Genomic DNA, 13,783 nt, shown 5'->3' on the forward strand with positions numbered 1-13,783 from the left:
TGCCGTCCGGAAGACAGAAGAGGTAGGATACCCGCCATATTTCCCAGTCCCGTTTTCGGAGTTGCCCATGAGCGCCGTCAATCGCGCAGCGGTGGAAGCCGTCCTTCGCCAATACACCGACCCTTATTTGAACCAGGACCCGGTCAGCGCCGGATGCGTGCGCACCATCGAGATCCAGGGCGACCGCGTCAGCGTCCAGCTCGAATTGGGTTACGCCGCCGGTCTGTTCAAGAGTGGCTGGGCACAGATGCTGGAAATGGCTATCCAAGGTCTGGATGGCGTGTCGAGCGCCAAAGTCGATATCACCAGCGTGATTGCCGCACACAAGGCTCAGGGGCAGATCCCGGGGCTGGCCAACGTGAAAAACGTCGTGGCCGTGGCGTCCGGCAAGGGCGGTGTGGGCAAATCCACCACTGCCGCGAACCTTGCATTGGCCCTGGCCCGCGAAGGGGCCAAGGTGGGGATTCTCGACGCGGACATCTACGGTCCGAGCCAGGGCATCATGTTCGGCATTCCCGAGCGCACCCGTCCCGAGATCAAGGACCAGAAGTGGTTCGTTCCGCTCAAGTCCCATGGTGTCGAAGTGATGTCCATGGCCTTCCTGACCGACGACAACACCCCGATGGTCTGGCGCGGGCCGATGGTTTCCGGCGCCTTGCTGCAACTGGTGACGCAAACCGCTTGGGGCGACCTGGATTATCTGGTCATCGACATGCCGCCAGGCACCGGCGACATCCAGCTGACCCTGGCACAGAAAGTCCCGGTGGCCGGCGCGGTCATCGTCACCACCCCGCAGGACCTGGCGTTGCTGGACGCACGCAAAGGCGTGGAAATGTTCCGCAAGGTCAACATTCCCGTACTGGGCGTGGTGGAAAACATGGCCGTGCACATCTGCTCGAACTGCGGACATGCCGAGCATCTGTTCGGTGAGGGCGGCGGCGTGAAACTGGCTAATCAGTACGGCGTTGAACTGCTGGCCTCGTTGCCGCTGGCGATGGCCATCCGTGAACAGGCCGATGGCGGCAAGCCAACAGTGATCGCCGAGCCGGACAGCCCGATCGCCCTGGTTTACCAGGAACTGGCCCGCCATGTCGGTGCGCGGATCGTATTGCAGGAAGCGTTGACGCCGGCGATGCCGAACATCAGCATCAGCGACGACTAATGATCTGAAACACAATCAACTGTGGGCGCTAGCCTGCTAGCGATAGCGGATTCACATTCAACAAATATGTTGGGTGAACCACCGCAATCGCTAGCAGGCTAGCTCCCACATTGGTTTTTGGGGTTGGATTTAGATCCGCAACCCGCCGTCCATCTCCAGAATCCGACCGGTGTAATAGTCATTCTCAAAGATGTAGGCCGCCGAATGGGCAATCTCCTCTGGCTTGCCCATGCGCTTGAGCGGAATCCCGGCAGTCATCTTCTCCAGCGCTTCCGGCTTCATGCCCAAGGTCATTTCGGTTTCGATGAAGCCCGGTGCAATGCCGGCCACGCGAATGCCGTAGCGCGCCAGTTCCTTGGCCCAGGTCACGGTCGCTGCAGCGACACCGGCCTTGGCGGCGGAGTAGTTGGTCTGGCCGACGTTGCCAGCTCGGGAAATCGACGAGATATTGATGATCGCGCCGCTGTTGTTCAGCTCGACCATTTTTGCCGCGACTTCACGGGTGCACAGGAACACCCCGGTCAGGTTGACGTCGATCACAGCCTGCCATTGGGCCAGGCTCATCTTGGTCATTTCGCCGTCCTTGACCTTGAGCAGCAGGCCATCGCGCAGGATGCCGGCGTTGTTGATCAGGCCATGGATCGCACCGAAGTCTTCAGCGACCTGGGCGACCATGTGCGAGACCTGTTCTTCGTTGGCGACGTTGCACAGATAGGCGCGAGCCTCGACACCTTTGGCTTTGCAGGCGGCGACCGCGTCATCGAGTTTTTCCTGGTTCAGGTCCACCAGCGCCAGCTTCGCGCCCTTGCCAGCGAAATACTCGGCCATGGAGCGGCCTAAACCCTGGCAGCCGCCAGTGATAATGATTACTTTGTCAGTGAGTTGCATTCGCATGCCCCGGTAGCAGGTCTGATTGGTTTACCTTCTAGAAGGCCTCTCGATCTGCGCCTGACCTGGCTTGGCTGCATATGAGAATTGCCCCGATGGCGTGCTGGGACTATCCAACAGCAGCCTGTCCGTTTTTCTGACGGATTCTATATAAGGAGTCATAAATTGAGCGTTGAAGCGGCTAAGCATGCACGAGAATTGCTTCTCAAGGAATACCGTGGAGTGCTCTCGACGCACTCCAAAGCGATGCCCGGTTTCCCGTTCGGTTCAGTGGTTCCATACTGCCTGGACCAGCAGGGCCGGCCGCTGATCCTGATTAGCCGCATCGCTCAGCACACGCACAATCTGCAAAAAGATCCGAAATGCTCGCTCTTTGTCGGCGAACGTGGTGCCGAGGATGTTCAGGCTGTTGGTCGACTGACTTATCTGGCCGAGGCGCAGCAGCTCGAAGACGAAGCGGCTATCGAAGCCGCCTCCGAGCGTTACTACCGCTACTTTCCGGAGTCCCAGGGTTATCACAAGGCTCACGATTTCGATTTCTGGGTGCTTACACCGGTTCGCCATCGCTACATCGGCGGTTTTGGCGCGATTCACTGGGTCAATGAGCTGACGCTGGCCAACCCGTTCGCCGGCAAGGCTGAAATCAGCATGGTCGAGCACATGAACGCCGACCACGCAAAAGCCATTGCCCATTACGTGGACCTGGCCGGTTTGCCGAAAACGTCGCCAGCGCAATTGGTCGGCATCGATACCGAAGGCATGCACCTGCGCATCGGTCAGAGCCTCTATTGGCTGGCGTTTCAAGCACCATGTAATACGCCGACACAAGTTCGCGAAGCCTTGGTTTTCCTGGCTCACGCTGAACATTGGCCGAAAAATGAAGTGGCCGACGCTTGAATTCACGAAACGGCGACGTCATCTAAGGTGAACTGGCAAGGCATTCTTGCGTTGAGGAACCATTTGATGCGCCCTTTTTTGTTGCTCTTTCTGCTGTTCCCGGTGTTGGAGCTGTTCGTATTCGTCAAGGTGGCAGGGGCGATCGGGTTTTTCCCGGCCCTGCTGCTGATCATTCTCGGCTCGATGTTCGGCGTGTTCGTGCTGCGTATCGCCGGCCTGGCCACGGCACTGCGTGCCCGTGAAAGCCTGAACCGCGGCGAACTGCCGGCCCAGACCATGCTTGAAGGCCTGATGCTGGCGTTGGCCGGTGGCCTGTTGATCCTGCCCGGCTTCATCAGCGATGTGATTGGCCTGATCATGTTGCTGCCGATCAGTCGTCGCCTGCTGGCCAATAAGATGCGCCAGCGTGCCGAGGAGCAGGCGATTCGCCAACGTGCGTTCGCCGATGACCTGCAGGCCCGAGGCGGCCCGGCACCGCGCGAGCCGCTGGGCCGCGAGCCCAACGTGATCGAAGGCGAGTTCGAACACCGCGATACCAAATAATACGCACAGCGACACGGCACCTTCGGGTGCCGTGTTCGTTTGCGCGGCATCAACATGAAAAATTTTCGATCCCCACCCTTGTAATAAGCTTGTGCGCCCTTATGTAACGGTCACCGCAAGGTTTCTGGCGAACACGCCAGACAGACTTCCGCGGTTCGCTCGACGAACCGCACCCGGCACCGCCGGACTTTGTTAAACCCGCCGGGACTACACCGGCCGATGAAAACCACAATTAGGAGAGATCGACAATGAAGCTTCGTCCTCTGCATGACCGCGTCGTCATCCGTCGCAGCGAAGAAGAAAAGAAAACCGCTGGCGGTATCGTCCTGCCAGGTTCGGCTGCTGAAAAAGCCAACAGCGGCGAGATCCTCGCTGTCGGCACCGGCCGCGTACTGGACAACGGTGAAGTGCGTGCACTGTCCGTGAAAGTGGGCGACAAGGTTGTGTTCGGTCCTTACTCCGGCAGCAACACTGTGAAAGTCGACGGCGAAGACCTGCTGGTAATGAGCGAGAACGAAATCCTCGCTGTTATCGAAGGCTGATTACCCGCTCATTTTCCCGTTACTACAAAGTATTTAAGGAATATCGATCATGGCTGCTAAAGAAGTACTGTTTGGCGATTCCGCCCGCAAGAAAATGCTCACCGGTGTTAACGTCCTGGCTGACGCAGTAAAAGCGACCCTGGGCCCGAAAGGCCGTAACGTGATCATCGAGAAGAGCTTCGGCGCTCCGACCATCACCAAGGACGGCGTTTCGGTAGCAAAAGAAATCGAACTGGAAGACCGTTTCGAAAACATGGGCGCGCAGCTGGTCAAAGACGTTGCCTCCCGTGCCAACGATGACGCAGGCGACGGCACCACCACCGCTACCGTTCTGGCTCAATCGATCGTCAACGAAGGCCTGAAAGCCGTCGCTGCCGGCATGAACCCGATGGACCTGAAACGCGGTATCGACAAAGCGACCATCGCTATCGTCAAAGAGCTCAAAGCCCTGTCCAAGCCATGCGCTGACACCAAGGCTATCGCTCAGGTCGGCACCATCTCCGCCAACTCCGACAACTCCATCGGCGACATCATTGCCGAAGCCATGGAAAAAGTCGGTAAAGAAGGCGTGATCACCGTTGAAGAAGGCTCGGGCCTGGAAAACGAACTGTCGGTTGTTGAAGGCATGCAGTTCGACCGTGGTTACCTGTCCCCGTACTTCGTCAACAAGCCAGAGACCATGGTCGCTGAGCTGGATGGCCCGCTGATCCTGCTGGTCGACAAAAAGATCTCGAACATCCGCGAAATGCTGCCAGTGCTGGAAGCCGTTGCCAAAGCCGGCCGTCCGCTGCTGATCGTGGCCGAAGACGTTGAAGGCGAAGCCCTGGCGACTCTGGTTGTGAACAACATGCGTGGCATCGTTAAAGTCGCAGCCGTCAAGGCGCCAGGCTTCGGCGACCGTCGCAAGGCCATGCTGCAGGACATCGCTGTTCTGACCGGCGGTACCGTTATCTCCGAAGAGATCGGCCTGAGCCTGGAAAGCACCACCCTGGAGCACCTGGGTAACGCCAAGCGCGTGACCCTGTCCAAGGAAAACACCATCATCGTTGACGGTGCTGGCGTACAAGGCGACATCGAAGCACGCATCAACCAGATCCGTGCCCAGGTTGCCGAGACTTCCTCGGACTACGACCGTGAAAAACTGCAAGAGCGTCTGGCCAAACTGTCCGGCGGCGTAGCAGTGATCAAGGTTGGCGCGGGTTCCGAAGTAGAAATGAAAGAGAAGAAAGCCCGCGTTGAAGACGCCCTGCACGCTACCCGTGCAGCCGTTGAAGAAGGCGTGGTACCTGGCGGTGGCGTAGCGCTGATCCGTGCTCTTGAAGCCATCCTGAACCTCAAAGGCGACAACGCTGACCAGGACGTAGGTGTTTCTGTTCTGCGTCGTGCCGTTGAAGCACCGCTGCGTCAGATCGCTGCCAACAGCGGTGACGAGCCAAGCGTTGTGGTAAACGAAGTCAAGAACGGCAAAGGTAACTTCGGTTACAACGCTGCGACTGGCGAATACGGCGACATGATCGAAATGGGTATCCTGGACCCAACCAAGGTCACCCGTTCCGCTCTGCAAGCTGCATCGTCGATCGCCGGTCTGATCCTGACCACCCAGGCGGCTGTTGCTGATGCACCGAAGAAAGACGGCGCTGCTGGCGGCGGTATGCCAGACATGGGCGGTATGGGCGGCATGGGCGGCATGATGTAAGCCAGCCTTACCCCTGTACTAAAAACCCCGCCTGCGAAAGCAGGCGGGGTTTTTTATTGACCGGACTTTGAGCGCAGATCAATCCACTGGAGGAGCGAGGTTGGCCGCGATAGAGCGGTTCAGGTGCCGGCGGGCACTGCTTGGCTTATATGACCAGCCTTCGCCGCAGGCTGATAAAGCACCCAGTAATAAGCCCCCAGGCAAATCAGCCAGCAGAACACCGCCGTCCACACGTTGTGGGAGAAGAAGTGGGCGCCCTGCATCATCCGCCCGATGGAAAACACGCTGCCCAGCGCAAAGGCAAACACAAACGCTGTACGCGCCAGGCGTGGTCGACGGTCACGCAACACGAAAAACAGCGCAAACAGCGTAAACCCGGTGGCCGCATGTCCGCCCGGCCAGCAACGTCCCGGTTTCTCGGTAGGCGGACGCGGGCTGAATAATTTGCTGTAAGTTTCGTGGCCACCAAACTGCTCCAGGCTCCACGGGCATTGCACCGCCGTCACTGCTTTCATCGGCGTGACAAACGAAGTCGCCAAACCCAGAGACAACACCAGGCAGGCCAGTTCCCGTTTATAAGGTTTGAGCCTGTCGATGAAAAACGAGCCACTGAAACCGAGTATGGCCAGCACCGAAAACGCGATGACCACTTGCTTGGCGCGGTCATGCAGTACGGTTTCGAGGAAGTAACTGTGCCGGCCGATGAAATTCCCGGCGACCGGATCGTAAAACAGTTTGGCCAGGTCCATGTCCAGGTCGGTCAGTTCGAGTAAAACCAACGTGATTGCCGCCACAGCGGGAATGCCCAGGCACATCCAGAGGTTGAGCGGGCGAGAAGCGGGGCGTGCAGAGATCGAAACCATGAAAATTCCCGGGTCAGTGAGATGTTCTTGAATGCGCAGCCGCGCGGAGTTTGAACCCGATTCTGTCGTCAGTCCGTGAACCGATAGTGAAAAAAACGTTCAGCCCGCAAGCATTGATTTTGCCGGGTGGAGAACTGCACACAGTCCTAGCCGTGAGCCACACTTGGCCTTAAGCTGCGCGGGCCACGACGGCCGTTACTGTGTACGGAGAAGGTGCCCATGCGAATTTTATTGGTTGAAGACAACCGCGATATCCTGGCCAATCTGGCCGATTATCTGGGGCTCAAAGGCTATACCGTGGATTGTGCACAGGACGGCTTGTCGGGCCTGCACCTGGCGGCCACCGAGCATTACGACCTGATCGTGCTCGACATCATGCTGCCTGGCATCGACGGCTACACCCTGTGCAAACGCCTGCGCGAAGATGCCCGGCGCGACACCCCGGTGATCATGTTGACTGCGCGCGACCAACTCGACGACCGGCTGCAAGGCTTCAAGTCCGGTGCCGACGATTACCTGATCAAACCCTTTGCCCTGTCCGAGCTGGCAGCGCGGATCGAAGCGGTGATGCGGCGTACCCAGGGCGGAGGGCGTCGTACCTTGCAAGTCGGCGACTTGAACTACGACCTGGACACGCTGGAAGTTACCCGCGAAGGGCGTCTGCTCAAGCTCAATCCGGTCGGCCTCAAGCTGCTCGCGGTATTGATGCAGAAAAGCCCGCACGTATTGCGCCGGGAAATTCTCGAAGAAGCGTTGTGGGGGGATGACTGCCCGGACAGTGACAGCCTGCGCAGCCACGTCCATCAATTGCGTCAGGTGATCGACAAGCCGTTCGCCAAACCGTTGCTGCATACCGTGCACGGTGTGGGTTATCGCCTGGCCGAGGGCCGTGATGGAGTTTAAGCAGAGCCTTGCCCAGCGGATCATCATTGCCTTTGCACTGATGAGTGCGTTGGTCGCGGGCGCCTTCGCCATGGGCATCGTCGCCACCGTGCATCTGGTGGAAGAGAAGTTGATTTCTGCCGGTTTGGGCGGCGATTTACAGCGCCTGTTACTCATGGACAGTGTCTCGGACTGGAGCCATCGGCCCGAACCGGACCAATTGTTCTATTTCAGTGGCGGGCCGGGTGATTTCGAGTTGCCCAAGGATCTGCGGCATCTGGATTCCGGTTTTCATGAGGTATTTCGCCAGCAGTTGTCCTATCACGCGATGGTCGAAATCGTCGACGGACGGCGTTACGTGCTGCTGCAGGATCAAAGTGATTTCGAAGAGCGCGAGCGGGTGCTGTTTGCCGTCGTACTGGTTGGCTTCGTGCTCAGCCTGGCGCTGGCGGTTTTCCTCGGCTGGGTCCTGGCGCGTAAAGTGATGGCTCCGGTTGTCCGGCTGGCCCGGCAAGTCCGGCACCGCGACCAACTGCTCGGTCTGGCGCCGCCGCTGGCACCGGACTACGCGGCCGATGAAGTCGGTGAGCTGGCCGTGGCGTTCGATGCGACCCTCGGCCGCCTGCGCCAGGCACTGACACGGGAGCGGCTGTTCACCAGTGACGTCAGCCATGAGTTGCGTACACCGTTGATGGTTCTGGCCAGTTCCTGCGAGTTGTTACTGGAAAACCCTGGCATTGATCAGCGCGGTCGCGCTCAGGTCGAGCGCATCTCCCGCGCCTGTGAAGAAATGCGTGAGCTGGTGCAGACCTTTCTGATGCTGGCCCGCGCCCAGCGCGAAGACGCGAGCATGTCACCGCAGCAGACCCTGACTGGCGTGGCCGAAGACTTGATTGGTCAGTGGCGCGCGCCCATCGAGGCCAAAGGCCTGACGCTGATTTTTGAACCGGGTGAGCCACAGAGCACTCTCTACAACGCCACATTGCTGAATGCGGTGATGGGAAACCTCTTGCGTAATGCGTTGCACTACACCGAACAAGGGTTTATCCGTTTGACCCTGACGACCAGCGGTTTTGTCGTCGAGGACAGTGGCGTGGGCATTCCCGAAGAAAAACGTGAAGCGATGTTCGAACCGTTCGTGCGCGGCAGCGAAAAACGCGGGGAAGGCCTGGGCCTTGGGTTGTCTTTGGTTCAGCGGATTTGTGAAAACCAGGGCTGGAGCGTCAGCCTGACAACCATGGAACCCAATGGCTGTCGTTTTCAGGTGGAACTGCAGACCTCGGCTGCAAGCTGATCGCATCGGCGACGAGCAATGGATGCGCCCTGATTGTCTTGTATAACCTGGAAACAATTATGGGTTTTACATGACAATTTTTTCACAAAGGCATGACCTGACGCTGACACGGCGCTACTTAATGTAGGCGCCATCAGAAGTACAGGAAACCTCAATTATGGCCGGCCCGATCAAACTGGATTTTTCCGAAAAATACGACGACCAGCACGCGCAACAATACCTGCTTAAACATCAGGACGGCCTGAGTCGTAAATTATCCCACTGGCGGGATGAACAATTGGCGCGCAAGGCCCTGGCTGCGGTCGGTGAACCCGGCCTGGTCCTCGATTTGCCTTGTGGCGCGGGGCGTTTCTGGCCATTGCTGGCGGAGAAACCCAACCGCGTCATCATCGGCGCCGACAACTCTGAGTCAATGTTGAAGATCGCCACACAGGCACAACCGCCCGATGTGGTGAGTCGGGTACAACCCTTGCACACTTCTGCATTCGACATCGCCTTGCCTGATAACGCCGTCGACAGCATTTTCTGCATGCGTTTGCTCCATCACATCGGTGAGGCCGAGCATCGACTGGCCATTCTGCGCGAATTTGAACGCGTCACCCGTGACAGCGTCATCCTCTCATTGTGGGTGGACGGCAATTTCAAGGCCTGGAAACGCAAGCGCCTGGAGCGGACCCGTGAGCAGGAAAGTTACCAGAACCGATTTGTGTTACCGGCGGCCACGGTAGAAAAAGAATTTGAACAGGCGGGGTTCAGAATTCAGGAACGTCTGGACTTTTTACCGCTCTATGCCATGTGGCGAGTTTACGTATTACGCAAGAGGTAACAGGATGGCAGTGCAGTGTGCAGCAGGATCGGATGTTGTCTCCCAAGACCGTTTCGACTATTTCTGGAACCAGCACGGTGAATGGGTAGAAGAGCCCAATGTTCGCCGTGGTGGAGAAAGTGGTGTGCAGCGCGTCATGGGCAGTGATGATCAACTGCTCTACTTCAAACGCCAGACCGGGCATATCTACCGCAGCCTGCTGCACCCCTTTGGACGGCCGACCGTGCTGCGCGAGCGCGACGCACTCATCGGTGTTGGCCAGCTCGGCGTCCATGTTCCGCAAATCGTGTTCTGCGGCGCACAACGCGACCCCGTGCACAAATGGCGCGCCTTGCTGGTGACAAAGTCACTGGACGGGTTCGAGGAAATAGAACATTGGTACGCCGGGGGCGGTCGCGAGCGTCATGGTGAAGCCGTGCATGATCAGGTGCTGCAGGCCTTGGCAGAAAACCTCGCGCGCATGCACAAGGGGCGTTGGCAACACAGTTGCCTCTATATCAAGCACGTTTTCGTGCGAGTGACTGGCGAAGGCGAGTCGTCCAGGGTCGAGGTGGCGTTGATTGATCTGGAGAAGTGCCGACAGCGCCTCACTGCCCACCAGGCGGCCGCCCACGACATGAAGCAATTGCGCCGCCATTCGTCGTTCAGCCCTACGGACTGGGAGAAACTGGTCTATTTTTATGAGAGGGCGTTTGGCAGCGCTATCAAGGGTTTATAGCAATGAAGCTCGAAGTTGCGCGAGGTTTGTTTTTGATAGGAGCCTTGGCAGTCGCTTCGCTCGCAGTGGCTGCGTGGGAGCAGCCACGTACTCAAGTTCTCAGCTCAGCGAACGGCGAATATTGCCCCTTGCCACGAGTCGCCAAGACCTCCGTGGCCACCCAACCCGATCATGATTTGTTGCTGTTCATGTTCGGCCTTTCTCAAGGATTGAGGCCGCAAAGTTGAAAAGTCTGAAACCCGAATAAAAGGCCTCGCATAAGCGAGGCCTTTTATTCCCGCTTGTCCCGATATCGCACCTGCAAATTAGATCTTGCGTTACTTTCTGGTGTACGCGTTTCCCTTGTAGGAGCCGGCTTGCTGGCGATGGAATACGACGCGGTTCGTCGGGATAACCGCGCTGCCTGGATCGCCAGCAAGCCGGCTCCTACCCAGGGTTGGTGTTTGGTTCATCGGGTTTGGCCAACAGTGTGTAGACGCACGGCAGCACAAACAGGGTAAATAACGTCCCGATCGACATACCCGTGGCAATCACCGTCCCGATGTCGAACCGGCTCACCGCACCCGCGCCGGTGGCAATGATCAACGGCACCATGCCGAACACCATCGCGGCCGTGGTCATCAACACCGGGCGCAGACGAATGGACGCTGCTTCCTCCACGGCCTCGCGCGCTGACAGGCCCTTGTCCTTGCGCAACTGGTTGGCGAACTCGACAATCAGGATCCCGTGCTTGCTGATCAGCCCGATCAGCGTCACCAGTCCGACCTGGGTGTAGATGTTCATGCTCGACCAGCCGAGGAACAGCGGAATCAACGCACCGCAGATCGACAGGGGCACGGTCACCAGAATCACCAGCGGGTCGCGGAAGCTTTCGAATTGTGCGGCCAGCACCAGGAAAATGATCGCCAGTGCCAGGGCAAAGGTTACCCACAACGCACTGCCTTCTTGCACGTATTGCCGCGATGCACCGGCATAATCGATGGCGAACCCCGCTGGCGCTTCTTCTCGGGCGATTTGCCGTACGACCTCGATAGCCTCGCCCATGCTGACCAGCGGCACCCCGGACAGAATGGCCGAGTTGAGTTGCTGAAACTGGTTCAACTGCCGCGGTCGCGCGCGGTCGCTTACGGTGATCAGGGTCGACAGGGCCAGCAGCTCACCCTGGGTGTTTTTCACGTAATAGTTGTTCAGCCAGTCGGGGTTGTCCCGAAACGGTCGCTCAACCTGAGCGATGACTTTGTAGCTGCGTCCCTCGATGGTGAACCGGTTGATCTCCGCTTCACCGAGCAAGGTCGCCAGTGTTCCGCCCAGATCCTGCATCGACACACCCATCTGGGCCGCCTTGGCACGATCGATATCCACCACGACTTCCGGTTTGTCGAAGGCCAGGTCGACATCGACGAACGCGAACTTGCCGGATTCCATGGCGCGCTTTTTCACCCGGTCCATCACTTGCAACAGCAACTCGTAGTCGTTGGCCGTGTTAATCACGAACTGGAAGGGCAGCCCCTCGCCAGTGCCCGGCAGTGAGGGCAGGTTGAAGCCGAAAATCTGCAGTCCCGGGATGCTTTCGAGTTTTGCCTGAACATCGGGCAGGATCTGCATCTGCGTGCGGCTGCGCTCGTTCCAAGGTTTGAGCAGAAAGCCGCCGATTCCCGATTGCACGCCATTGAAACCGTTGATCTGGAATGACGAGTAGTACTCGGGGAACGCCTTGAAGATCGAAATGAATTCGTCAGTGTAGGTGTTCAGGTAATCGAGGTTGGTCGGTTGCGGGGCGTTGGCGATCATGAAAATGATGCCCTGGTCCTCGTCCGGTGCCAGTTCCGACTTGGTGAACTTGAGCAGCACCGGGATCAGGCATAACACAATGACCGCAAACGCCAGCACCACCGGCCGGGTGTTGAGCGTGCCGTGGAGCATGCGCTGGTACCGGCGCTTGAGGCTTTCGAAGATCCGGTCGAGGCGGTGGGCCAATCCGGTGGGGTTTTCATCGTGACGCAGTAAAAAGGCACACATCATCGGTGACAGGGTCAGGGCGACGACGCCGGAGATCACCACGGCGCCGGCCAGGGTCAGGGCAAATTCCTTGAACAGTGCACCCGTAAGCCCCGTCAGGAAGCCGATCGGCGCATACACTGCCGCCAGGGTGATGGTCATCGAGACCACCGGCATGGCGATTTCCCGGGCGCCCTCGATGGCGGCGTCCAGCGGTGTCTTGCCTTCCTCGATGTGGCGGTGGATGTTTTCCACCACGACGATGGCGTCATCCACCACCAGGCCGATGGCCAGCACCATGGCCAACAGGGTCAGCAGGTTGATCGAGTAACCCATCATCTGCATGAAGAACATCACGCCGATCATCGACAGCGGGATGGTGACCACCGGGATCACCACCGAACGCAAGGCACCGAGAAACAGGAACACCACGACGATCACGATCAGCACCGCTTCGAACAGCGTCTTCACCACTTCGTCGATCGAGGCCTGGATGAACAGCGTGGCGTCGTAGGCGATTTCTCCCTTGAGGTTCGGCGGCAGTTGGGCCTCAAGGTCCGGCATGATCTTGCGCACTTCCTTGATCACGTCCAGCGGGTTGGCACCGGGCGTGGCCTTGATGCCGATGTACACCGAGGGCGTACCGCCGAAGGAACTGATGGAGTCGTAATTCTCTGCACCCATTTCGACCCGGGCGACATCGCGTAGCAAAACGCGACTGTCACCATCGACCTTGAGCGGAATCGCGGCAAAGGCTTCGGCGGACTTGAGTTCGGTGCTGGCGTTGATGCTGGTGACCACGTACTCGCCCTTCACCTCGCCGGCGGCGGACAGGAAGTTGTACTGACGCACGGCGTTGGTCACATCGCTGGCACTGAGACCAAAACCGGCGAGTTTTACCGGATCGAGCCACAGGCGCATGGCGAACACCTGGTTGCCGAGAATCTCGGCTTCGGCCATGCCGGGCAGGGTCGCGAGTTTCGGCTGGATCACCCGTGACAGGTAGTCGGTGATCTGCGGGTTGCTCAATTCCTTACTGAAAAAACTGATGTACATCAGCGCCGAGGCGTCAGCGGCTTCCTTGCTCAGGACCGGGTCTTCGGCGTCCTGGGGCAATTGGTTCTTTACCTCGTTGGCCTTGGCCAGCAGTTCGGTGAACAGCCGGTCGCTGTTGGCGCCAATACGCGCATAGATCGAGATCACCGAAAAGTTCTGGCGACTGACCGAGGTCATGTAGTCGATACCCTCGGCGCTGGCCAGGCTTTGCTGCATCGGCTGCGTGATATAGCCCTGGATGGTTTCGGCGTTAGCCCCGGGGTACGCCGTGGTGACGGTGATCAGGGCGTTTTCCATTTGCGGGTACTGGCGCAGCGGCAACTTGCTCCAGGCCTGGAAGCCCAGCAGCACGATCAGCAGGCTGACCACGGTGGCGAGCACCGGGCGGCGGATGAACGGATCAGTAAAAGCCATTGGG

General features: G+C 58.6%; 13 protein-coding genes. 10 read left to right on the forward strand and 3 right to left on the reverse strand.

Going from position 1 to position 13,783, the window contains the following annotated elements; genetic code table 11:
* The first annotated feature begins 67 nt into the window (after window positions 1-67).
* Window positions 68-1,162 (forward strand): iron-sulfur cluster carrier protein ApbC, encoded by a 1,095-nt coding sequence (apbC, locus tag M5G20_RS19875; RefSeq protein WP_212626660.1) that lies wholly within the window; start codon window positions 68-70, stop codon window positions 1,160-1,162.
* A gap of 129 nt (window positions 1,163-1,291) precedes the next feature.
* Here apbC and M5G20_RS19880 read toward each other — a convergent pair whose 3' ends face one another.
* A complete protein-coding gene (locus tag M5G20_RS19880) occupies window positions 1,292-2,050 on the reverse strand; it encodes an SDR family oxidoreductase (protein WP_273920451.1) in 759 nt (252 codons plus the stop codon).
* 165 nt (window positions 2,051-2,215) lie between these two features.
* On the opposite strand from M5G20_RS19880, the gene M5G20_RS19885 reads away from it, so the two are divergent.
* The 4 genes from M5G20_RS19885 (at window position 2,216) to groL (ending at window position 5,728) form a co-directional block, all read left to right on the forward strand.
* The gene (locus tag M5G20_RS19885; protein ID WP_273920452.1) at window positions 2,216-2,947 is read left to right on the forward strand and encodes a HugZ family pyridoxamine 5'-phosphate oxidase; all 732 of its coding nucleotides are present in this window, start codon (window positions 2,216-2,218) and stop codon (window positions 2,945-2,947) included.
* A gap of 66 nt (window positions 2,948-3,013) precedes the next feature.
* Window positions 3,014-3,490, forward strand: coding sequence for an FxsA family protein (locus tag M5G20_RS19890; protein ID WP_075945519.1), 477 nt, complete (start codon window positions 3,014-3,016; stop codon window positions 3,488-3,490).
* A gap of 248 nt (window positions 3,491-3,738) precedes the next feature.
* A complete protein-coding gene (locus M5G20_RS19895; protein WP_075945518.1) occupies window positions 3,739-4,032 on the forward strand; it encodes a co-chaperone GroES in 294 nt (97 codons plus the stop codon).
* 49 nt (window positions 4,033-4,081) lie between these two features.
* The gene (gene groL / locus M5G20_RS19900) at window positions 4,082-5,728 is read left to right on the forward strand and encodes a chaperonin GroEL (protein ID WP_273920454.1); all 1,647 of its coding nucleotides are present in this window, start codon (window positions 4,082-4,084) and stop codon (window positions 5,726-5,728) included.
* Window positions 5,729-5,847: 119 nt separating this feature from the next.
* Here the strand turns inward: groL and M5G20_RS19905 are convergent, their stop codons facing one another.
* Window positions 5,848-6,591: a phosphatase PAP2 family protein gene (locus tag M5G20_RS19905; protein ID WP_273920455.1), complete on the reverse strand. Its 744-nt coding sequence runs from the start codon at window positions 6,589-6,591 to the stop codon at window positions 5,848-5,850.
* 219 nt (window positions 6,592-6,810) lie between these two features.
* On the opposite strand from M5G20_RS19905, the gene colR reads away from it, so the two are divergent.
* The 5 genes from colR to M5G20_RS19930 all read left to right on the forward strand — a co-directional run bounded on the left by colR (window position 6,811) and on the right by M5G20_RS19930 (window position 10,538).
* Window positions 6,811-7,494: a two-component system response regulator ColR gene (gene colR, locus M5G20_RS19910; protein WP_075945515.1), complete on the forward strand. Its 684-nt coding sequence runs from the start codon at window positions 6,811-6,813 to the stop codon at window positions 7,492-7,494.
* Window positions 7,484-8,767, forward strand: a complete 1,284-nt coding sequence (locus M5G20_RS19915) for a sensor histidine kinase (RefSeq protein WP_273920456.1) — start codon at window positions 7,484-7,486, stop codon at window positions 8,765-8,767. The genes colR and M5G20_RS19915 overlap by 11 nt, the downstream gene beginning before the upstream one ends.
* Window positions 8,768-8,924: 157 nt before the next feature.
* Complete coding sequence (locus M5G20_RS19920) at window positions 8,925-9,593, forward strand: class I SAM-dependent methyltransferase (RefSeq protein ID WP_273920457.1); 669 nt, start codon at window positions 8,925-8,927, stop codon at window positions 9,591-9,593.
* Between the two features lie 4 nt (window positions 9,594-9,597).
* Entirely contained in the window at window positions 9,598-10,311 is a 714-nt protein-coding gene (locus M5G20_RS19925) for a lipopolysaccharide kinase InaA family protein (protein WP_273920458.1), read from the forward strand.
* A 2-nt stretch (window positions 10,312-10,313) separates the two neighbouring features.
* Window positions 10,314-10,538 (forward strand): hypothetical protein, encoded by a 225-nt coding sequence (locus M5G20_RS19930; RefSeq protein ID WP_273920459.1) that lies wholly within the window; start codon window positions 10,314-10,316, stop codon window positions 10,536-10,538.
* 199 nt (window positions 10,539-10,737) lie between these two features.
* On the opposite strand, the gene M5G20_RS19935 is transcribed toward M5G20_RS19930, so the two are convergent.
* A complete protein-coding gene (locus tag M5G20_RS19935; protein WP_273920460.1) occupies window positions 10,738-13,779 on the reverse strand; it encodes a multidrug efflux RND transporter permease subunit in 3,042 nt (1,013 codons plus the stop codon).
* Window positions 13,780-13,783: the final 4 nt, after the last annotated feature.

It is taken from the genome of Pseudomonas sp. TNT2022 ID1044, assembly GCF_028656895.1.
GTDB classification, from domain to species: Bacteria; Pseudomonadota; Gammaproteobacteria; order Pseudomonadales; family Pseudomonadaceae; genus Aquipseudomonas; species Aquipseudomonas reinekei.